Source organism: Halobellus rufus (genome assembly GCF_000739575.1).
GTDB lineage: Archaea > Halobacteriota > Halobacteria > Halobacteriales > Haloferacaceae > Haloquadratum > Haloquadratum rufum.
This window is the reverse complement of the sequence record NZ_BBJO01000035.1, coordinates 1-21,235: the sequence shown is the minus strand read 5'-3', so window position 1 is coordinate 21,235 and position 21,235 is coordinate 1. Positions and strand designations below refer to the sequence as shown.

General features: G+C 68.2%; 15 protein-coding genes and 3 pseudogenes. 9 read left to right on the top strand and 9 right to left on the bottom strand.

What is annotated here, in order from left to right:
• The first annotated feature begins 6 nt into the window (after window positions 1–6).
• The 7 genes and pseudogenes from ppk1 to ACP99_RS14140 all read left to right on the top strand — a co-directional run bounded on the left by ppk1 (window position 7) and on the right by ACP99_RS14140 (window position 7,384).
• Window positions 7–2,394: a polyphosphate kinase 1 gene (ppk1, locus tag ACP99_RS14170; protein ID WP_049987229.1), complete on the top strand. Its 2,388-nt coding sequence runs from the start codon at window positions 7–9 to the stop codon at window positions 2,392–2,394.
• 137 nt (window positions 2,395–2,531) lie between these two features.
• The gene (locus ACP99_RS14165; RefSeq protein ID WP_049987228.1) at window positions 2,532–2,924 is read left to right on the top strand and encodes a metalloregulator ArsR/SmtB family transcription factor; all 393 of its coding nucleotides are present in this window, start codon (window positions 2,532–2,534) and stop codon (window positions 2,922–2,924) included.
• Window positions 2,921–3,973: an ACR3 family arsenite efflux transporter gene (arsB, locus tag ACP99_RS14160; RefSeq protein WP_049987227.1), complete on the top strand. Its 1,053-nt coding sequence runs from the start codon at window positions 2,921–2,923 to the stop codon at window positions 3,971–3,973. The genes ACP99_RS14165 and arsB overlap by 4 nt, the downstream gene beginning before the upstream one ends.
• Before the next feature lie 12 nt (window positions 3,974–3,985).
• Window positions 3,986–4,429, top strand: a complete 444-nt coding sequence (locus ACP99_RS14155) for an arsenate-mycothiol transferase ArsC (protein ID WP_049987226.1) — start codon at window positions 3,986–3,988, stop codon at window positions 4,427–4,429.
• A gap of 106 nt (window positions 4,430–4,535) precedes the next feature.
• Window positions 4,536–5,791, top strand: a pseudogene (locus tag ACP99_RS14150) (potassium channel family protein).
• Window positions 5,788–7,074 carry a TrkA C-terminal domain-containing protein gene (locus ACP99_RS14145; RefSeq protein ID WP_156105740.1) on the top strand — a complete coding sequence of 429 codons (1,287 nt, stop codon included), beginning with the start codon at window positions 5,788–5,790 and terminating at the stop codon, window positions 7,072–7,074. Before ACP99_RS14150 ends, ACP99_RS14145 begins: the two are co-directional and overlap by 4 nt.
• Window positions 7,075–7,105: 31 nt before the next feature.
• The gene (locus ACP99_RS14140) at window positions 7,106–7,384 is read left to right on the top strand and encodes a ubiquitin-like small modifier protein 1 (protein ID WP_049987225.1); all 279 of its coding nucleotides are present in this window, start codon (window positions 7,106–7,108) and stop codon (window positions 7,382–7,384) included.
• A 34-nt stretch (window positions 7,385–7,418) separates the two neighbouring features.
• Here the strand turns inward: ACP99_RS14140 and ACP99_RS14135 are convergent, their stop codons facing one another.
• From ACP99_RS14135 to ACP99_RS19385, 4 genes and pseudogenes are all read right to left on the bottom strand, one after another.
• Window positions 7,419–9,434: a SpoVR family protein gene (locus ACP99_RS14135; protein WP_049987224.1), complete on the bottom strand. Its 2,016-nt coding sequence runs from the start codon at window positions 9,432–9,434 to the stop codon at window positions 7,419–7,421.
• A gap of 6 nt (window positions 9,435–9,440) precedes the next feature.
• Window positions 9,441–10,799, bottom strand: coding sequence for a YeaH/YhbH family protein (locus ACP99_RS14130; protein WP_049987223.1), 1,359 nt, complete (start codon window positions 10,797–10,799; stop codon window positions 9,441–9,443).
• Window positions 10,790–13,096 carry a PrkA family serine protein kinase gene (locus ACP99_RS14125; RefSeq protein ID WP_049987222.1) on the bottom strand — a complete coding sequence of 769 codons (2,307 nt, stop codon included), beginning with the start codon at window positions 13,094–13,096 and terminating at the stop codon, window positions 10,790–10,792. Before ACP99_RS14125 ends, ACP99_RS14130 begins: the two co-directional genes overlap by 10 nt.
• A gap of 2 nt (window positions 13,097–13,098) precedes the next feature.
• Window positions 13,099–15,167 (bottom strand): annotated as a pseudogene (locus ACP99_RS19385) (PrkA family serine protein kinase).
• Window positions 15,168–15,589: 422 nt separating this feature from the next.
• Between ACP99_RS19385 and ACP99_RS14110 the strand changes: the two are divergent.
• Window positions 15,590–15,973, top strand: a complete 384-nt coding sequence (locus ACP99_RS14110) for a DUF5820 family protein (RefSeq protein ID WP_049987245.1) — start codon at window positions 15,590–15,592, stop codon at window positions 15,971–15,973.
• A 30-nt stretch (window positions 15,974–16,003) separates the two neighbouring features.
• Here ACP99_RS14110 and ACP99_RS14105 read toward each other — a convergent pair whose 3' ends face one another.
• From ACP99_RS14105 to ACP99_RS14095, 3 genes are all read right to left on the bottom strand, one after another.
• A complete protein-coding gene (locus ACP99_RS14105) occupies window positions 16,004–17,572 on the bottom strand; it encodes a hypothetical protein (protein WP_049987219.1) in 1,569 nt (522 codons plus the stop codon).
• Window positions 17,573–17,679: 107 nt separating this feature from the next.
• Entirely contained in the window at window positions 17,680–18,798 is a 1,119-nt protein-coding gene (locus tag ACP99_RS14100) for a hypothetical protein (protein WP_049987218.1), read from the bottom strand.
• 122 nt (window positions 18,799–18,920) lie between these two features.
• Window positions 18,921–19,757 (bottom strand): PspA/IM30 family protein, encoded by an 837-nt coding sequence (locus ACP99_RS14095; RefSeq protein WP_049987217.1) that lies wholly within the window; start codon window positions 19,755–19,757, stop codon window positions 18,921–18,923.
• 59 nt (window positions 19,758–19,816) lie between these two features.
• On the opposite strand from ACP99_RS14095, the gene ACP99_RS14090 reads away from it, so the two are divergent.
• On the top strand, window positions 19,817–20,482 hold the full coding sequence (locus tag ACP99_RS14090; protein ID WP_049987216.1) for an alpha/beta hydrolase: 666 nt from the start codon (window positions 19,817–19,819) through the stop codon (window positions 20,480–20,482).
• Here the strand turns inward: ACP99_RS14090 and ACP99_RS14085 are convergent.
• Complete coding sequence (locus tag ACP99_RS14085) at window positions 20,461–20,889, bottom strand: hypothetical protein (RefSeq protein WP_049987215.1); 429 nt, start codon at window positions 20,887–20,889, stop codon at window positions 20,461–20,463. The genes ACP99_RS14090 and ACP99_RS14085 overlap by 22 nt on opposite strands.
• A gap of 235 nt (window positions 20,890–21,124) precedes the next feature.
• A pseudogene (locus tag ACP99_RS14080) lies at window positions 21,125–21,235 on the bottom strand (transcription factor S); the annotation flags it as partial.

Here is a 21,235-nt window from a genome sequence, read left to right as displayed (position 1 = left end):
GTTGCGATGAGCGATCAGCGCGCACCCGAACACGGTTCAAGCGACGTCGAAGCGGACCGGGAATCTGGCGAGGAGTCTGCGGACCGGAACGCCGTCGGATCCGGCGTCGGGACGGTCTGTGACCCCGAGGACACCGGCCCCGGCCGAGTCATTCACGGCGTCGACCGCGCGCCGTCGATATCGCTGCCCGCGGGTACGGACCCCGAGTTCACCGATCCGCAGTGGTATCTCAACCGGGAGCTCTCTGAACTCTCCTTCCAGAAGCGGGTGCTGCACGAAGCGATCGATCCCCGAAACCCGTTGTTGGAGCGGACGCGGTTTCTGGGGCTCCTCACGAAAAACCTCGACGAGTTCTGTATGAAGCGGATCGGAGGGCTGAAACAGCAGATGGCCGGTGAGGTGTCCGACCTCACGCCCGACGGCCGGACGCCCGGAGAGCAGTGGCGGCTCGCGCTCGAAACGCTTCGAGCTCTGCTGACGCGGCAGGACGAGTGCTCTCGGGTGTTGATCGAGGAGTCGCTACCACAGATCGGCATCGAAGTCCTCACCTACGACGACCTCGGTTCGGATGCGCGAGACGCGTTACGCGAGCATTTCAAAGCTGAGGTACTCCCGACGCTGACGCCGCTGACGTTCGACCCGGCTCACCCGTTTCCGTTCATCTCAAATCTGTCGCTCTCGCTGGCGGTCCGGACCAGAAAGCGGGGCGAAGACCCGAAGTTCTCCCGCGTGAAGATACCGGAAAATCAACCCCGACTCCTCGATATCGACCAGATCCTCGATGACGTCGGAATGGACGCGCCATCGGCCTCCCGGGCGGAAGATGCGCAAGCCGAGCGGGCAGGCGAGCAGGGCGCGGAGCCGATCGATGAGTCGGAGGCCGAGCCGACTGATCGGTTCATCTTCCTGGAAGAAGTCATTGCGGCGAACTTGGATCTCCTGTTCCCGAACGTCGAGGTGCTAGACTGGTCGACGTTTCGGGTCACGCGGAACGCGGAGGTCCGCCGGAACGAGGAGGTCGCCGAGGGGCTGATCGAAATGATCGAAGGCGTCCTGCGGGACCGTCGGTTCGCGACCGTGGTTCGGTTGGAGGTCTCCGGGGAGATGCCCGACGAGGTGCTGTCGCTGTTGATGGAGCAACTGGACCTCGACGAGCGGGAGGTTTTCGAGCGCGACCCGCCGCTGAATCTCCAGCACCTCTCTCGGTTGACTGAACTCGACCGATCCGAGCACTCGCTGTCCCCCTGGACGCCACAGCCTCACCCGCGGTTCGCTGGCGTCGGAGACGCCGAGACCGATCGGAACGTCTTCGACGTGATTCGCGAGGACGACGTTCTCGTTCACCATCCGTACCACTCCTTCGAGAAGACCGTCCAGACGTTCCTCAGCGAGGCGGCCCACGACGACGATGTGCTCGCGATCAAGGCCGCGATCTATCGGACCGCCCGCGACTCCCAAGTGATCGAGAGCCTCATCGAGGCGGCCCGAAACGGCAAGCAAGTAGCCGTGATGGTCGAACTGAAGGCGCGGTTCGACGAGGAGAACAACCTCCACTGGGTCGAGCGGCTAGAGGAGGAGGGCATCCACGTCGCCTACGGCACGATCGGACTGAAAACGCACAGTAAGACCGCCCTCGTCGTCCGCCGAGAGGCCGACGGCGTCCAACTGTACTCCCACATCGGGACCGGAAACTACCACGCCGAGACGGCTAAGGGGTACGTCGACCTCGGCTTGATGACCCACGACGCCGACGTCGGCCACGACCTCACGCGGCTGTTCAACTTCTTCACCGGGCACTCGTTCCACGAGAACTACCGGAAGCTGTTGGTGGCCCCGGGAACGCTCAGGGGCGGGCTCGCCGACAGGATTCGAAGGGAAGCAGAACACGCTCGCAACGGTGACGGAGGCCGGATCGTCGCGAAGATGAACGCGCTCGAAGACCCCGAGATCGTCGCGGAACTGTACCGCGCGGGGAGTGCGGGCGTCGACATCGACCTCATCGTGCGGGACATCTGTCGGCTGCGCCCGGGCGTCGCGGGCGTCACCGACAGCGTCACCGTCCGGAGCATCGTCGGCCCGTTTCTCGAACACTCTCGGATCTTCTACTTCGAGAACGCCGGTGATCCGGACTACTTCATCGGATCGGCCGACTGGATGACTCGGAACCTCGACCGACGCGTGGAAGCCGTCACCCCGATCGAAGACGAGGACGTCCGGCGCGAACTCGACGAGATTCTCGAACGGTACCTCAGAGACAACCGACGGGCGTGGCTGCTGCAACCCGACGGCAGTTACGTGCAGCGGTCTCCAGGCGCGGACGAGGAAACACTGGACGTACAGGACTCACTGATGTGTCGCGAGACCGCAGCCCGACGCCGATTCGATTCCGAGTGATCGACCGCGGTGCGGATGCGTCGTGGTGATCGCCCGGTTCGACGAGTTCCTCCGACGGTCACCGCACATCCGCCGTTGCTATCTGCACCCAGATTCAATCAGTTAAGTTTATCTGAACGCTAGCTAAGATAGATTCGATGGCAACTGCACCCGAACGGATTCGGCGGCTCCTGGCCGATCAGTTGGCGGACTGCTGTGACGCCGACGTCGAGAGGCGAATCGACGACCTGCAGGATCTCGCGGTGGACGCCTTCGACGACGACCCCGCGCGCCCGGCGTTCGCCGCGCTCGGTAACGAGACGCGGTATCGGCTGGCCCGAGCGCTCGTCGCCGCCGAGGAGGAGCTCTGCGTCTGCGAGCTCGAACTCTTCGTCGACGTCAGCGAGAGCGCGGTCAGTCACGCGCTCTCGGACCTCGTCGCGGCCGACCTCGCCACTCGTCGGAAGGACGGCAACTGGCGCTACTACGCGGCCACGCCGCTCGCCGAGTCGCTGCTCGAAACCGCCGATCGGGCGGTGGGCGACGAATGAGCGACGAACTGAGCGTCCTCGATCGCTACCTCACGCTCTGGATCGGCGTCGCGATGGTCCTCGGGATCCTGCTCGGCCGGTTCGTCCCGTCGGTGACCGACGCGCTCAACGCCGTCACGTGGCACGGCACGAGCCTCCCGATCGCGATCGGACTGTTCGTGATGATCTTCCCGATAATGGCCGAGATCGACTACGGGCGCATTCCCCGCGTCACCCGCACCACCCGCACGGAGATCGGAATCACCCTCGCGTTCAACTGGCTCGTCGCGCCGTTCGTGATGTACGGTCTCGCGGTGTTCTTCCTCGGCGGCTACCCGGAGTTCGTCACCGGGCTCGTGATCGTCGGGATCGCGCCGTGCATCGCGATGGTCCTCGTGTGGAACGAACTCGCGGGCGGGAACCAGGAGATGTGTGCGGTCTGCGTCGGGGTGAACAGCCTGCTGCAGATCGTGCTGTTCGTCCCGTACGCCTTCCTCTTTCTCACCGTCCTCCGAGGGACCGCCGTGGACGTCTCGATGAGCCTCATCGCGCAGATGGTCGGCGTCTTCCTCGGCCTCCCGCTTCTCTTGGGCTATCTCACGCAGAAGGTCGCGTTCGGGACCGTCGGCCGCGACACGTACTATCGACGGATCGTCCCGCGGATCAGCCCGTTCGGCCTGCTCGGTCTGCTCTTCACGGTCGTCGTGATGTTCGCGCTGAAGGGCGATTACATCGTCTCGAACCCCGAGCAGATCCTGCTCATCGCCGTGCCGCTCTTCGTCTTCTTCACGGCGCTGTGGGGCCTCGCCTACGGCGTGAGCGCGCTGTTGGGGTTCGACTACACCGAGAGCATCAGCCTCGCGTTCACCGCCTCGTCGAACAACTTCGAGCTCGCGATCGCCGTCGCCGTCGCCGTCTTCGGCATCGGGAGCAACGTCGCGCTCGCGACCGTCGTCGGCCCACTCATCGAGGTGCCGGTGATGCTCGCGCTCGTTCGGGTCGCCCTCGCCACGAAGGACCGCCTCTTCGCCGACGCCGACGACGTCGCGACCGTCGCCTACACCGATTGAATCCCGATCACAATGACAGCACCCACCGACTTCGCACCCGTCCGCATCGCCTTCGTCTGCGTTCAGAACGCCGGCCGCTCACAGATGGCGTACGCCTTCGCCCGGCGCGAACGCGCGGCGCGCGGGCTGGAGGATCGGATCGACATCGTCACCGGCGGGACGCGCCCGGCCGCCGCCGTCCACGCGGAGGTCGTCGAGACGATGGCCGACGCCGGGATCGACGTCGCCGACCGAACGCCGCGGGAGGTGACGTTCGATGAGATCCGCGACAGCGACTACGTGATCACGATGGGCTGTTCCGCCGAGGACGTCTGTCCCGCCGGCTGGGGCGGAGAGAACCGCGACTGGGACCTGCCCGACCCCGACGGGCGGTCGGCCGAGGACGTGGCGCGGATCCGCGACGAGATCGAAGACAGGGTGCGGCGGCTGTTCGCGGAGCTGCAGGCCGACGGGTAGGGTCCATCCGAGTACGGTCCCCCGATCGGACCGCCACCGGCCACGTGTCGCGAGCGGGAGGCATCACAGCGACAGGTGTTTACCCTCCGCGCGAGCATAGCCGTCGATGGCATCGCTCCCCGTCGAAATCCTCTACGGCCTCTATCTCGGCGTGCTGACCGGGCTCGTCCCGGCGCTCATCGCGTGGCTGCTCGGCTTCGGATTCAAGTACTTCACCGGCGTCACGATCCCCGGGCTGGGCGTCGTCGCGCTCGGCGTCACCATCGCCGGGCTCAACGGCGGCCTGCTCGCGCTCGCTGACCCTTCGCTCACTGGATCTACGAATCAGCTTCGGCTCACCATCGCGCTGCTCGTCGTGTTGATGGGGACGCTGTACGCCCACGGGCAGGGCGACAAGATGGGTGCGGCACTGCCGAAGCGGCTCAGCCTGCGCGACCTCACGAAGCGGACGCTCTCGGCGGACGTGGTCGAACTGGTCGGGGGGCGCGGACAGGTCGAGATCACCGTCGTCGGCGACGTCGGCGACGTCGAGGGCTACCCGCCGCTGCCGGCGGCGCTGCGGGAGTCGATTCGCGAGGAGACGTGGACCTTCCCCGCGGACCTCCCGCTCGTGGAACTGGAGTCGCGCGTCGAGACCGCCCTCAGGACGGAGTACGACCTCCTCGAAGTGTCGGCCACGCTCGACGAACGGGGGCGCGCGACGGTCACCGCGGCCCCGCCGACCAGCGGCCTCTCGAAGCATCTCCGCCCCGGCGAACGGGCGGTCTCCGTCGACGCCTTGGTGCCGACCGGCGCGGCGCGCGGAGACGAGGTGACCGCCTTCGCGGACGGCGAGCGATTCGATGCGCGCCTGCTCGGGGTCGTCGAGGCCGAGGGGGAGTCCGGGGAGCAGACACGCGAAACCGGCGACGACGGTGGACCCGAGCCCGCCGCAGACGGCGGCGAGGAGACCGACCCGGAGGTTGCTGGGTCGGAGGCGACGGTCCAGCGGGCGGTCGGCGGCCGCGCCCGGGCGACGCTCGCGGCGTCACGGCAGTCCGCACAGGCCCTCGTCGCCGCCGAGGACGTCCGGCTGATCGTCGAATCCCGCGGGAGCGACGCGAGTTCGAACTCGTGGGGCTGCTCCGTCGGACCGGCAAGCGGTTCCGTCGGTTCGCCGTCGGCTCCGGGAGTGAACTGGCGGGCCAGACGCTCGGCGACGTCGCCGTTCGCGACGAACACGGCGTGGTCGTCCTCGCGGTCCGGAGCGACGGATCCTGGTCGATCGTCCCGCGCGGGACGCAGGCTGTGGAAGCCGGCGACGACCTCCTCGTCGTGGGCGGCAAAGCCGACCTCGACGCGTTCGGGGAGGTGATCGCGTGAGCGCCGCTGGGATCGCCGCCGGCGCGCCGTCGCCGCTTCAGGTCGGCTCCGGACTCACCGACGACCCGACGGTCCTCGGCGCGGTGACGCAGGTCGTCGGCCTCGCGGCGACGGCGGCGATACTCGCGGCCGTCGCGGCGATCGTCTACCGGTGGTACACCCGCGAGGAGATCCCCGCGTGGCTCGCGACGCTCGTCGGCGCGTCGGGCGTCGCGCTGTATCTCAACTCCGTCGGGCTGTTCCAGCAGGCGGTCGGATCGGACGCGGGGACGATCTTCGACCCGATGACCGTCCTGATCAACGCGGCGACGCTCGTCGCGGCGATCGTCGTCTCCCCCGCCGGCCGCGCCGTCGGCGACCGCGTCACGACGAGCGTCTTCGCCATCGTCGGCGCGCGCGAACTCGACACCGAGGTCAGTCGGCTGGTCAGCAACGTCGGTCGCGTTCGACCCGTCGAACTGCCCGCGGAGGCCGAAGACGTCGACGACATCGAGGGCTACGAGCCGGTCCCGGATGCGACGAAGGCCGACCTCGCTGGCAAGACGCTGCTCGTACCGCGGAACCTCCGCGGCGACGACCTCAGAGACCGCGTCGTCGCGCGGATCAAAGAGGACTACGGCGTCGGCTACGTCGACCTAGAACTCGACGACGACGGCACCGTGAAGCGGCTCGGACTCGGACGCCGCGCCGCGGGACTCGGAACGACCCTCGCCCCCGGATTCGCCGCCGTCGCGGTCCACGCCGACCCCGGTGCGGGCGCGTCGGCGGGCGACGCGGTCCAACTGTGGCGACGGAGGACCGAGGCCGACGGTACCGAGACGGCGACCCGCGTCGCCAGCGGCGAACTCCGCGCGGCGACCGACGACGTCGCCACCGTGATCCTCGACGAGGCCGACGCCGCCGTGCTCGACCCCGACGCCTCCTACCGGCTCCTGACGCTGCCAGCCGATCCCGGGGCGGAGCGGGAGTTCACCGCGCTGCTGCGCGCGGCCGACGAGACGATGGACGTCGTGACCGTCGAGGCCGGGAGCGACCTCGACGGAGCGACGCTCGGCTCCGTCGACGCGACGGTCGTCGCCGTTCACGAGGCCGGCGGGGGCATCGAGGCGATCCCGCCGCGGAGCCGGGAACTGGCCCCCGGGGACGCGCTCTACGTGGTCGCTCGGCCCGAGCGCCTCCGGGAGATCACGGGGCTCGCGACCGCCGGACAGACCGCGACCGACGGGGACCCGAGATCGACCGCCGGATCGGAGCCCCCCGCGCCCGACGACCGGACGGCGTAACGCTCAACTCCACCGGGCGGTGAGGGGTGGTATGGACACGGTCACGTGGCGGCTTTTCGCCGATCTCGCAGAGGTCGCAGGCGGACGAGAACACACCGTCTCCGTCGACGGCGACGGCACCGTCGAGGACGCGCTGGACGCGCTCCTCGCGGAGTGCGACGGGCTCGGCGAGCGGGTACTGGACGGCGACGCGCTCGCCGACGACGTGAATCTGATGCAGAACGGCTCGCCCGCCTCGCTCGACGCGGCGCTCGAAGACGGCGACGAGCTCGCGATGTTCCCGCCGGTGACCGGCGGCTCGCGCCCGTAGCCGACAGACTGCGCTCACAGACCGCCCGACTCGACTACGACAGCCACTCGTCGGGCTTCGTGTCGTAGTCGACGTCGTCGGCCTCGATCCGCGCCCGCAGGTCCTCGTCGAGTTCGAACGTCTCGAAGGCCTCCCCGTCGTAGCGGATCCGAACGCCGACCTCCGTCGGTTCGGGCTCGCGGTTGCGACGCCTGGCGACCTCGACGTCGTGGTCGTCGTACTCCTTCCGGATCGTCATCAGGTTCACGGGCCGGCCCCAGAGTTCGTGGACGCGTTCGAGGACGTCCCGGGCCTGCTCGACGTCGAGCATAATGCCGTTGTAGCGGTGTCCGAGGAGTAGTTCGCCGCGGTTCTCGAAGTTGTCGTCGAAGACGGCGACCGTCGGCTTGCCGAAGTTCGTGAACTGCAGGAGGAGCTTCTTCTTCACGTCCGCCGGATCGGTCGACGCGACGCGGAAATCACCCGTCGACCGGGTGTACTCGTAGGTGAAGTAGTCGTTCGCCTCGACGAACTCCGCCGAGAGGAACGCGTCGATGAACGTCACGTCGTTGTGGCTCTCGCGGATCGCCCGCATCCGCTCCCAGCCGGCGGTCGGGTCGACGTCGGCGATCGCCTCCTCGACGGTCGCGTACGTCGCGTCGTCGAAGATGTAACGCGAGAGCTCCTCGAGTTCGTCGCGTCTGATCCGCCCGAGGAAGCCGCGGTTCTGCGGCTTTATCAGCGAGAAGTGCCGCTCGGCGAGGCCCTCGTAGGTGAGCACCTTCCACGGGTAGCGGTCGACGTCGACGGCGTCGGGGTCGGAGAGCGCGCGGTCCAGCGCCTCCCAGTCGACCCGCGGGTCGTCCTCGGGGAGCGCAGCCAGCGCGTCGATCGTCTCGCGGTTGAGGCCAGCGATCGGATCGGCGGGTTCGAGTAGCGCTTGGACCGCCCGGAAGTCGACGGCGTCGTGGAAGTTCCGCCACGTGATCCCCTCGACGCGGAGGAGTCTCTCGGCGACCTCTCGGCGGTTGGCGGTGTTCTCGACGTACTCCCAGAGCTCCTTGCCGAGCTTGTAGGGGTTGAGTCCCGGCGAGCCTAACACCCGCGACTGGTGGTCGGCGTAGGTGAGGAACTCGTCGGTCCCCGCGAAGCGCTCCTCGCCCATCATCAGCGACTCCCAGTAGGCGGCCCACCCCTCGTTCATCACCTTCGTCATCTTCTGCGGGGCGAAGTAGTACGCCTCCCGGCGGAGGACGTCGAGGACGTCCTTCTGCCACGGTTCCATCTCGACTGCCTCCCCGGAGTCCTCGTCGTAGACGGTCCCGTGCTCCCGGAGGAATCCCAGCACGTCCGCGCGGGGACGATCCAGCGCCGCGGCGGCGGCCTCGGCGTCCGCGAGGTCGTCGAGCCACTCGTCGTCGAAGACGGCCTCGCGGACCGACTCCGAGAGGTTCAACTCGTCGAGCCGCCCGCGGAGGTCCTCGGGCCGCGTCCGTTCGCCGTCGCGGTCGACCGCCAGCGGTCGGTGCTGATCGATCGTGTCCTCGAGGCAGGTCACGGCGTCGACGAACCGCTCGACGTCCTCGCGGTCGATCTCCGGGTCGTCGACGTAGCGCTGGATCGTCTCGGCGTGGCGTTCGAGCATCGCCGCCGCGTCGAGGTCGCCGTCGCCGCTGAAGCGCCCGAACCACTCGTTGTTGCGGAAGAAGTCCGCGTGGGCCTCGACGTGCGTGATGACGGCCTTCTGGTCGGCCAGCGAGTTCGACTCCTGTAAGAACGCGTGGCTCGGGTCGTCGTTGTTGACGATCTCGAAGGCCTTGCCCATCCCGAACTGGTCCTGCTTGCGCTGGCGGTCGTAGGTCATCCCCCACCGCCAGTGCGGGTAACGGCGCTGGAAGCCGCCGTAGGCGATGAGCTGGTTCATCTCGTCGTGGTCGACGATCCAGTAGTTCACGGGGTAGGGGTCGAGCCCGAGTTTCCTCGCGAGCGCTCTGGCCTCTCGAACCGGCTCGTCGAGCCGGTCGGCGGCCGCGCGCGCGACGTCCCTGAATCGTCGTGGGGTAGTTGCCATCTCGTATCACTCCGTTGCCGGGTTCGCGGTCGCCCGCGGCTTCGCGGTGGCGGGCTGGAGTATCTCGTAGATCGCCTCCGTGACGTCCTCGCGGGACTTGACGGTCGCGACGACGACGTCGCCGTCGTCGGCGAAGGCGTCTGCGACCTCGTCGGCGTGCGTCGCGTTGATCGCGGTTCCGCCGGGCTGGGTCTCCACGTAGGCGTGACGGTTCGCGGGGATCTCTCGCATCAGCGGGATCACCCGCTCGGTCGTGTCGTTCGAGGAGTTCTCGGAGTCGCCCGCGGCGAACACGTAGCGGTTCCACTCCGCGAAGGGGTACTGCTCCTCGAGGATCTCGCCGGCGAGTTCGTAGGCGCTGGAGATCCGCGTCCCGCCGCCCGAGCGGATGCCGAAGAACTCCTCGCGCTCGACCTCCCAGGCGTCGGCGTCGTGGGCGATGTAGACGAACTCGGCGTTGTCGTACTTGCCCTGCAAGTACCAGTCCAGCGGGGTGAACGTCCGCTCGACGAGTTCGCGCTTGGTCTCCCGCATCGATCCCGAGACGTCGCGGATGTTGACGACGACGACGTTCTTCTCCTTCTTCTCCTCGATCTCGGGGTGGCGGTACCGCTCGTCGTCGCGGCGGAACGGCACCTCGCGCAGGCCGTCGCGGCGGATGCGCTGGACGGTCGTCGTCCGCTCGACCGCGTCGGCCATCTCCGCGAACGAGGCCCACTTCCCCCGCTCGTCGTCGGGGATCTCGTCCCACTCGGCCTCGATCCACGCCAGCGAGACGAGGATGTGCTCCTCGCGACACCACCGGTAGACCGACCGGGGCGTCTCGCCGGCGACTTTCATCGCCTCGCGGACGAACGACTCGTCGAAGTCGGTCGCGAGCTTCCGCTTGAGCCCCTGTTTGAACAGCCGCTCGAAGTCGAGGGTGCTGTTCGGGCCGGTGCGGGTGACGTCGGTGAAGTCGCCCTCGACCTCCTCGATCACCTTCTTGCCCTTCGGTTCGAGGTCCAAGCCGAGCTCCTCGTCGAGTTCCTCGGCGAACTCCTCGGGGTCCATCTCGTAGTACTCGTGTTCGCCGCCCTCCTCTCCGGGCTCGCCCTCCTCGCCGTCGTCGTCGCCGTCGCCGGCCTGCGGCTGTGGCTGGCCGACGGGTTGGCCGACGTCCGGGGTGCCGCCCTGTCCCTGCCCGACGCCGCCGCGGTCGAGCCTGTCGTACTGGAACTCCGGGAGGTCGACGACCTTGATCGGGATCTTGATCCGCTCGGACTCCGAGCCGCTGAGGTCGCCGTAGCGGATGAACGACTGGAGGTCCTCGCGGCGCTCCTCGCCGACTTCGCGGAACCGTTCGAGGTCCTCTCTCAGTCCCATCGCTCGCGCACCTCCCGCATCACGGCGCGGCTCGTCAACTCTGCGGACGCCTCCGTGTACCCGCTGTCGACGAGTCCGTCGATCGTCTTCGCCTTCAGCCGGGCCGTCTCGGTGTTCGCCGGCGGGTCGGTCCACTGCGCCGGGTCGAAGTCCTCGTAGCGGCGGCGGACGTCGTCCCAGCCGTGGGCGTCCAGCACCGACTGGATGATCGGGATCTCAGAGAGGTCGACGTCGTCGACGGCGAAGCCCTCGTCGCGGTTCTGCCACGCGTAGCGGTTCAGCGCGGCGATGATCTTCTCGCGGCGGAACTGCTTCACGTTCTCTGTCGGCGCGGTCCCGAGGTAGTCGTCCTCGTCGAACCGGCCGAGCGACTCGATCTCGAAGAGCTTCATCCGGAGGGGGTCGGGGTCGACGGGACCGCGCTCGGTCTCGACCTGCTCGTCGCCGTCCCACGCGTAGACGTGTTCGACGTACTCGGCGACCGTCTCGCGCTCGACGGAGTGGTCCGCCAGCAGCGCCGCGAGCACGTCCGACTCCTGGCGCTCGCGGACGTACTCCCGCGCCATCGACGCCCGCCCCTCGTACTCGGCGCGTTCCGCCCGGGAGAAGACGGGCGCGTCGTGCAACCCCTCGATCATCGCGTCGAGGACGTCGTCGGGGAGGACGACCCGCTCGACCGCGAGCTCCGGATGCCACCGATCGGTCGTCCCCTGCAGCAGCTCCGCGACGACGTCGCGGGTGAACGTCACCGGGATCCCGTGGGACCCCTCGTTCTCCCGCTCGAAGGCGAACTCGTCGATCCCCGTCCGGTCGCCCTCCTCCTCGAGGTAGCCCACGTCGAACAGCTTCGCCTTGTCGAGCAGGTCGTACCCCGAGGGGACGTCTTCGCCGTCCAGACGGGTCAGGACGCTGTACATCGCCGCGGCCGCGACCGCGTGCGGCGCGAGCTCCCGCCGCTGGATCTCGCCGGGGCCGCTGCGGACGTCGACGGCGAGCGGGGCGCGGACCCGCTCGCGAAGCTCGCTCTCGTCCTCGACGTCCCAGACGGACGTCTCGTCGGTGAGTTCCCGCCGGATCAGCTCGGCTTCGAGCGCGACGGTCGTGAGGTAGCGGAACTCGTGCTTGTCGAGGCGGCGCTTGAGCGCCTTCAGCGGGTCGTGGTCGTTTCGGTCGGCGTACTTGTCGAGTTCGGCGTCCAGATCGGGGTTCGAGATGATGAGCAGTTGCGAGTCGACGTCCATTCCGATTCCCTTGTCGAGCTTCACGCGTCCCTCGTCGGGGACGTTCAGGAGCTTCTGGAGCAGGTCGGCGTGCTGGGAGGCGTCCTCGACGATCGTCAGCAGGCCGTTGCCCTGCGAGAGCACGCCGTCGTAGCTGAACGCCTGCGGGTTCTTCCGGCCGCGGGAGTCGAGTTCGCGGAGCATCCCGGGCATCCACGACCCGACGAGCCGCTCTTTGGGCGTCCCGTCGTCCTCGGAGTGGAGGATGCCGATGCCGCTGCCGACGTCGACGACGTAGTTCTTCACGCGCAGGTGCGCGGGGTCCGTCACCGCCGAGAACAACTCCTGGGTGCCGTTCCGCCGGTACCGCTCTTCGAGCAGGTCGTACGCCTCCCGCGAGAAGGGATCGAGCGCCTGATCGACGGCGACCGGGACGTGCCCGTCGGCGGCGTCGTTCAACGCCGTCAGCAGTTCCTCGCGCACGTCGCGAGGGAAGACCGACAGCGGGTGCGCCTGCACCGGGCTCTCGTACCAGTCGTCTTCCCGCTCGGTGCCGGTCGTCTCGCCGCCGTAGGAGAGCCCACGGGTGTCGCTCCCGGCGGCGACGTTCCACTCGACGGTGTAGCGACGGCCCGCGTCGGTCTTCGAGTACGCGCGCAGCCCGTTGACGAGACAGCGCTTCAGTTCCGACTTGCCGGTCGCCGTGGGGCCGTTGAACCAGACGATCTTCTCTGACTTGCCGCGCTCGGTCGCGATCGTCCGGAGGTCGTCGACGAAGCTGTTCAGCACGTCCGTGTTGCCGAGCACCGCGTGCTCGCCGTCGTTCGCCGGGTCGTCGAAGAAGCGGTACCGCTCGCGGGTCTCGCCCTCCTCGAGCACCGTCCGCGTCCCCATCGACTCGATGGCGTCGAGGAGGTACTTCGCGGCGTGGGCGGCGATCGACGGCCGCTCGAAGGCGGCGTCGACGTACTCGCGGAGGCTCATCGGCTCCTCGTAGGTGCCGCGGAGGTGCTCGTCGGCGACGTCGACGTAGTCCCGCGCCGGGCCGCCGTTCTCGGGCGTGTGTGCTGCGGTCATACTCACTCCTCGAGTTCGCTCTTTGCGACCTCCGCGCCCGCGAATTCGAGCACCTCGCGAGCGCCGACTGGGAGTAGCCCTGCTCGATCAGGGCGTCGATCCAGGCGCTGCGCTCGTCGTCGTCGAGCTCGTTCGCGCTCACCAGCGCCGAGAAGTTGATGTTGTGCTTCTTGTCCTCCCAGAGCTTCCGCTCTAGGGCGCGGCGGAGGCGGTCGTTGTCCTGCGGGTCGAAGGAGGTGCCGTCGCGGGCGCGGCGGGAGACCCAATTGGAGACCTCCTGGCGGAAGTCGTCCTTGCGGTCCTCGGGGATCTCCAGTTTCTCCTCGACCGAGCGGAGGAACGTCTCGTCGGGGTCCTGCTCGCGCCCGGTGAGTTCGTCCTCGACGGTGGCGTCGTCGATGTACGCCATCACGTGGTCCATGTACTTCTCGCCCTGCCGGCGGATCTCGTCGACGTCGTAGGCGAGCGCGTGGCGGACGTCCTCGATGGCTCGGTTCTTGTACTCCTCGCGGACCAACTCGAGGTAGCGGTGGTAGCGGTCGAGGTTGTCCTCGGGAATCGACCCGTGGTTCTCGAGGTTGGCCTCGAAGTGCGAGAACACCGACAGCGGCGAGAGGTACGACCGCCCGTGGTGCGTCGAGTCCATAATCGCCTCGGCGATCTCGTCGCCGATGAATCTGGCAGAGACGCCGTCCATCCCCTCGCCGATGTCCGCGGCCGCCTCGCCGTTCTCGCGGAGCTTTCGGACGTCGACGTCGTCGCCGTCGTCGATCTCGCCGTTGTAGGCCTTCGCCTTCTGGACCAGCGAGACCGACTCGTCGGGCTCGGTGATCCGCGTGAGGACGCCGAAGAGCCCGGCCATCTCCAGGGTGTGCGGCTCGATGTGCATGTCCGGAACGTCGGCGTTCCGAAGCATCTTCCGGTAGATCTCCGCCTCCTCGTCGTACTCTAAGACGTACGGGAAGTCGATCCGCTTCGTCCGGTCGTTGAACGCCTCCATCTTCTCGTCGCCCTTCTTCTCCCTATATTCGGGCATGTTCGTCCGGCCGACGATCACCTGGTCGATGTCGATTCTGGGGTTGTTCTTCGGCTTGATCGTCTGCTCTTGGGAGGCGTGCAGGAAGTCGTAGAGGAACTCCCGCTGGAGCTTCAGGAGCTCCTCGCCGGAGAAGAGCCCGCGGTTCGCGTTGCAGAACGCGCCGGAGTAGTCGAACGCGCGCGGGTCCGACTCGCCGTAGACCGCGAGCTTCGAGTAGTTGACGTCGCCGGTCAACTCGGTCTCGTCTTGGTTCTTCTTGTCCTTCGGCTCGAACGTCTCGACGCACTGGCGCTTGTTCTCCGAGGCGACGAGGCGGACGATCTCGACGTGGTTTTCGAGGACCGCCTGCAGGTCGTCGTCGTACTGCGCCAACAGCGCGTCGAGGTAGAACTCCGAGGCGGGATCGAGCGTCTGGTCGTTCCGGATGGTGTAGGGCGCGTCCAGCCGTTCGTTCAGCCGCTCGATCACCTCGTCGCGCTGGGGCTGCGGCAAGAGGACGAGCGGGTCCTGGTTCATCGGCGAGGTGACGACGTCGTCCTCGGGGTCCTGATCGCGGACGACGTCGCAGAGGTTCGTCCACCGGAAGGTGTACATCCGGCCCGCGTCGGTCGCGGTGTAGTCCTCGAAGTAGCGTCTGACCATCCAGTCGAAGTGCGACTTCCCGGAGCCGACCGGTCCGAGAAGCAGTTTGATGCGTTTCTGCGGGCCGAGCCCGCGGGCACCCGATTTCACCTTGTTCACGAACTCGTGGATCGACTCGTGGACCTCTCGTCCATAGAAGGTGTTCTCGCCGTCGTGCAGCGGGTCCTCCGAGGCCATCCGGTACTCGACGACGCCCGCCTGTTCGTCGTAGGCGGTGCCGTAGTGGTCGAACATGTCGGCCACGCGCTGGTGGGCGTTGCGGGCGATCCGCGGGTCGTCGTACACCGCGTCGAGGTACCAGCTGAAGCGCTTGGCCTCCCGGAGGTCTTCGGGCACGGAGTCCTTGTACGCTCGACTCAGGGTTTCGAGGGTTTCTCTGTCACCGTTCATTGTTTGTCCGTCTCGGGGAGCGATGCGGTCACCGCGTCTCGGCGCGGAACCGCGGTGGGCGTCTCTCCCACCCGCGGTAGATTGGTATGTCTACACATACCAATTAACACACGCGCAACGGAACTTCGCGGGGGCGACGGCGACTTGGCGGCGACAGGGCGACAGAACGTCGGGTTCGACTGGCGATACGTGTGCGGGCGGTCGCTCGATCCGATCGACCGAGACTGAACGTGTGTGAGTGATGGACACACATAAGGCTTCCTGCGGTTCCCGCCGTACCGCGCGCGGTGGTCGCCCTCGGTGCGGCACCGAACAACGCGACCGTATTTGTGACTGGGCGTCCGACACCGGAGTATGGACAGGAGTCCGCGACGTCGACCGGGAGGAGAGAGCGAACCCGCCGGGAGGCGCTCGACCCGACGATGACCGACAGCGACCCGCCCGCCGGATGGTCGCTCTGGAACGACGAGCCGCACGGCCGTCGGATCCTCGTGTTCCGCCCCGACGTGTTCAACGAGGGCAACGACCTGCCCGCCGAGTGCATCCCGACGATCCTCGTCTCGAACCGCTCGCGGGCGCGGCGGCCCGGCGCGTCACAGATTCCGACCGACACCTGGCACGTCGTGCTCACGCTCGAACCGGACGTCGAAGCCGTCGTCGAGGAGTACGAGAGCCGCGACGCCGCCGTCGAAGGCGCAGACGACCTCGCCCGGCGCTTCGCCGACGGCGACGTCGACTACCGCGCGGCGTATCAGCTCCCGCGCGAGGACTACCTCGACCGCCTCGACGACGTCGTCGAGTCGTGAGAGAGCCGCGGTACGCGAACCGGACCCCGGTTACCACCGGGCGAACGGCGTCCCCTCGGCGGCTCGGTCGACGTACTCCCGCTGCATCTCGGCGATCGCGTCGGGGGGCGACGCGCCGTCGGCGACGGCCTCGCGGACCCGGGCGCGCTTCCACGCGCTCGGCGCGGCGTGGGTCGCCTCCCGGCGCGCCTCGATCGGCCCCAGCGCCCACTCGATCGTCTCGTCGCCGACCCCGAGTTCGTCGAGGCCGCGGCGCGCCAGCGCGAACAGTTCGTCGTGGATCCGGCTCGTCGCCGTCGTCCGCTCGCCGTCCCGGGTCACCCACCGGAGGTCGGCGTCGGGGCCGTCGTCGACCGCCGCGTAGAACGACGCCTTCGCGTCGTCCCACGGGAGCGTCGCCAGCGGGTGATCGGTCGCGTCGACGCCGCGCAGGACGCCCGCGACGAGCGCCTGCATCCCGATCGTGTCCCGGATCGTCGGCTGCGTCGGGAGCGGCCGGTACTCGATCCGGACCGACTGCGCCGTGCCGTCGGCGAGCGGGGCCCCGTCGTCGCCGCGCGGGATCTCGCCGCCGAACACGGGCCTGACCCAGCGCCAGTACGTGCCGCGCTTCGCGGCGAACGCCGCGTAACCCTCGCTGTCGTCGTCGCCCGCTCGGCTCTCGCTGTCTGTCTCGTCGTCGAGTTCGGGCGGCGCGACGAGCGTCGGGTCCGCCTCGATCCGGCGGATCAACTCGTCGATGGTCTCGACGTCCCGCGGGACGCGACACTTGTTCGATCCCTCGTCGACGGCGCGCTCGAAGACCGGGATCCGAAGCTCCTGCGGCGTCTCCGCGAGGAGGGTCTCGAAGTCGTCGCCTCCGTCGGCGAGGGCTTCGTCGTACAGATCTGCCGGGAGGAACGGCGAGTTCGCCGACAGCGAGAGGATCGGCCCCATCGTCCGCGTGGCGACGTTCAGGTACCGCGGGACGTCGGCCGGGTCGGGGACCTGTAGGTGCGGCTGCATCGACGTCGCGAGCGACTCGACGAGCATCGACTCCGCCGATTCGAGGCCCGGCAGGCCGAGGTCGATCCGGCCGTCGTTCGCCTCGCGGATCACCTGATCCAAGGCGACGTAGCGGGGGACCGGCCGCATCTCGTCGGCGAGGAAGACGCCGTCGACGTCTCGCCCGCGCCCGAGGTGCGCTCTGGTCCCGGTTTCCGGCGGCACGGTCCACATCGCATCGAGGACGAATCGGCGATCTGATTCCCGGAGGACCCGCTGGACGGACTGATGCGTCGAGCGCAGTTCGGCCGCCTGGCGTCGGAGTCCGGAATCGGAGACGACGTCGGGGTCGGTGTGTAACTCCGCGTTGTGCACGCCGAGTTCGCGGCTACAGCCATCGGTCTCGAAGAGCCGTTCCGGCGCGGCAGCGAGCCGCCCCTCGCCGTCGACGACGTAGCCCTCGAGTTCGAGCCCGATCGCGAACGCCGAGGCGTCGAACTCGCCGGCGCGGATCGCGGCGCGGAGCGAATCTGCCGCTCGTTCGACGCGCCGGTCGAACGCGGCGCGGCGGTCCGTCCCGAGCGCCGCGCGGACGGCCTCGATCGTCTCCATCATACCTCCCTCTCGTGGCCGACGGCTACTGATACTGTCGGCTCGATGGCGAATCCGGTCGCGGACTGTCAGTCGGCCTCCGGGGTGTTTCCGTAGTCGTCTGGAGCGGGTCAGTCGCCGTCCTCGTCCGTCGTCCGCAAAATAAACGGCCCGATCGAGAGCGTCCGCTTGGCGACCGTGCCGATCCGGAGGACGAACGAGAGGAGGATCGCAAAGGGCGCGAGCGTGAGAGCGGTCGCGGCCGCGACGATCCACACGTAGTGGGCGATGCCGAGCGTCGACCCCGACACCGCCTGCAACACGCCGTGAAACAGGAGGACGTTGATCGCGATCACGAGCGTCGGGACGGCGCTGTACAGCATCGCCCGCGAGAGGTTCACCAGTTCCCACTGGAAGTACAGCGTCTTGATGTGCTCTCGCGTTGGTCCGAACAGCGTCAACGCCGAAACGAGGGCGTCGAGCGCGTCCGTCACGGACGAGCCGTGTCCACCTGTCCCGTCGCTATCGTCGGTCCCGCGGCTCTCACCACCCTCGTCGCTCTCACCGGCCGCAGCGTCGGCGTCGACGTCCGCCCGCAACTGCCGCGCCTCGTGGATCTTCCAGGAGTAGTTGAAGTTCAACGCCGCCGAGAGCACGTCGAACGTCCCGAACTGTCGACCTTCGAGTTCAGACTCGACCGACGACGCGTGGTTGCGCAGGCCGTCGGCGTACTCGGAGAGCCGCTCCGTCAGGTCCGCCCCTAGCGCGCCGTCGCCGCTCGCCGACTCGACGGTCGCGGACAGGTCCGCCGCCCGCTCTTCGATGCAAGCCACTAGCTCGCGGAGAAACGCTGACGGCGTCGCGGGGGCGACGTCGATCCCGAGTTCCGACTCGACGTCGCGGCGGAACGACATCGCGCCCTCCATCCGTTCGCGCTGGTCGCCCAGCGCGCCGAGTTCCTGCGAGAGGACGAGCGAGTTGATCGAGACGACGAGGGTGACGGCCGTGATCGTCGACGTCACGAGCGCCTGAAAGAGCGTTTCGACGGGATCGTCGACGGTGACGAGCACCCGGTTCGGGATAACGGTCGCGACGGCGACGGTTCCGAGGAAGAACACCACGACGACCAGTCCGGCGACGACCCACCGGTTCGATTCGAGCAGGAGCCAGAGCTTCACGCGGCTCTCCTCGCCGCGGCGTCGCATTCTGTCGTCGGGTTCGTCCGAGTCTTTCGGTCGCGTCTCGTCCATCTGAGATCCGTGATCCCGTGTTCGACCACTCCGGCGGCGTCGGCTCTGTGCGTCTCGTCCCCGTCGATAGACTCCCGCCGGGCGACCGGCGAGACACCGATGGGGACGTACGAGACTCCGTCTCAGTTCTCGTCGTCTTTCAGTTCCTCCAACTCGGCTTCGACCTCGGCGTCGTCGACGTCGACCTCGGCCGTGGCGTCGGTCTCGGCGGCCGCGTCCTCCGCCGTCGCCGCGTCCTCCTCTTCGCTCTCCGCGGCGACGCCGTCTCCCATCTCGGCTTTCAGCGTCTCCAGTTCGGAGTCGACCTCGGCGCTCGACCGACCGCTCTCGAGTTCGCGGTCGATGCTGTCCTTGTCGGACATCGCGTCGTCGAACGCGCCGGTGTCGACGAGTTCGTCCATCGCCTCAGAGCGCGCCTCCATCTCGTCGGTGCGCTCCTCGGCGCGCTCGATCGCCCGCGAGACGTCGGACATCTCGTCGCCGACGCCGGTCATCGCCTCCGAGACGCGCGAGGACGCCTCCGCGGCCTCGTAGCGCGCCTTCATCGTCTCCTTCTTCGTGCGGAACTCCTCGATGCGGTTCTGGAGTTCGTTCTTCTTCTCGACGAGGTCGTCCTGCGTCGACTGGAGGTCGGCGATCTGTCCCTCCAGTTCCTCGATCTGGTTCATCTTCGCCTGCTTCTTCTCGAGGGCCTGCCGGGCGAGATCGTCGCGGTCCTGTCGGACGGCCTCTCTGGCCTGCTCGTTGTGCTTCTCGACGTTCTCTTCGAGGCGTCGCTTCTGGATTTCGAGGCGCTTCTTCTGGGTCGTCAGATCCGCGATGCCCTGCTTTACGTCCTGCAGTTCGTCACGCATCTGCTCGTAGGAGTAATCGAGCGTCTCCGTCGGGTCCTCGGCGCGGTTGAGGAGGGCGTTCAGCTTCGAGCGGACGACGTAGGACGCGCGTGAGAGGATTCCCATACGTCCAACCTTGGGCACGGCGGAGTTAAAACCTCACGTGCCGAACCGCCGGTGTCCGAATGAGCGATCCGAGCTTCCTCCCCGGCGGCCGCGACGCCCGCGGCACGCTCGACGAAGCGACGGGACGGGACGCGACCGCGTGCGTCGTCGCCTGCCCGCCGCACCCCCAGCACGGCGGCACTCGCCGCGATCAGCGACTCCGCGCGGTGAGCGACGCGCTGTGCGACCGCGGAATCGACTGTCTCAGATTCGATTACGGCCCGTGGGACGGGGGGCGCGGCGAGCGGACCGACGTCGGCAACGCCGTCGCGTGGGCCCGGAAACGGTACGACCGCGTCGCGCTCTTCGGCTTCAGCTTCGGCGGCGCGCTCGCCCTCTCGGCGGCGGCCGCCGGCGCGGACGTCGACGCCGTCTCCGCGCTCGCCCCGCCCGCACGCCTCGGCTCCGAGCGGTCGGATCCCGACGCGCCCGACGAGGAGGGAATCGGCGGCGTCGACGTCGTCGCCGACCTCGAAGCGCTCAGTTCCGACCTCCCGGTTCAAGTCGTCTACGGGACCCGCGACGACGTCGCCCACGTCGGACCGGTGGTCGACGCCGCCCGCGAGCGCGGCTTCGCGGTCGTCGAGTTCCCCGCGGACCACTTCTTCGTCGGCCAAGAATCGAAGGTCGCCGGGACCGTTTCCGACTTCCTCGCGCCGTACCTTCAGGAAGTGGACTCCTCGTAGCCCGCCGCGAAGGAGACGGCGACCGCGACGACGCCCGCGACGACCGCGAACGTCCAGAAGCCGGCCCACGCGGCCGCGCCGAGGCTGGTCGTCACCGCGTAGGTGACGGCGACGCCCGCGAGGCCGCCGCCGATCGGGGCCAAGAACGGAAGATCGGACCACTGCCCGCCCGCGTTGGCGTACTCGACCGCGTAGGCCCAGAGGTTGCCGACGGTGAACCGGAGCACGACGACCGCGAACAGTCCGGAGACGACGGCCCCCACGGAGGCAACTGGGGTCAGCGACGGGAGGTCGCCGAACCCCGATACCGAGCGCTGGATCGATCCGACAGCGCCCAACAGGAACGCCGCGACGTCGAGGAGATACCACGGGCGGAAGCGGTCAGGGAGGGCTGAGTGGAGGGACACAGCGTCGCGTTCGGTGGCCGCGAGTAATAATGTACGGTGGCGAGCGGTGCGGCGTAGTTGTTATCGAAGAAGTGACAGCCGGGGCGGAGTGGAAGCGGCGCGGAGGCGGTTGGCTGTCTGTATTGTACCGCGGGGCTCGCAGCCGCGAGCCTCGCGGGAGGTTTTCCCACCAGGCTTTTGTCGGGGGTTCGAGGCGGCGAAGCCGCCGAGGACCCCCGAATAAAAAGGTGGGTGTTTAGTTGTACCCTCGCCACCGGTGCCCGCACTCCGTACACTTGAAGAACCGAGTCGGCGGCTCGTCGGCGGAGCCGGTCTGCTTGATGGTGTACCACGCCTCTCGGTTGGT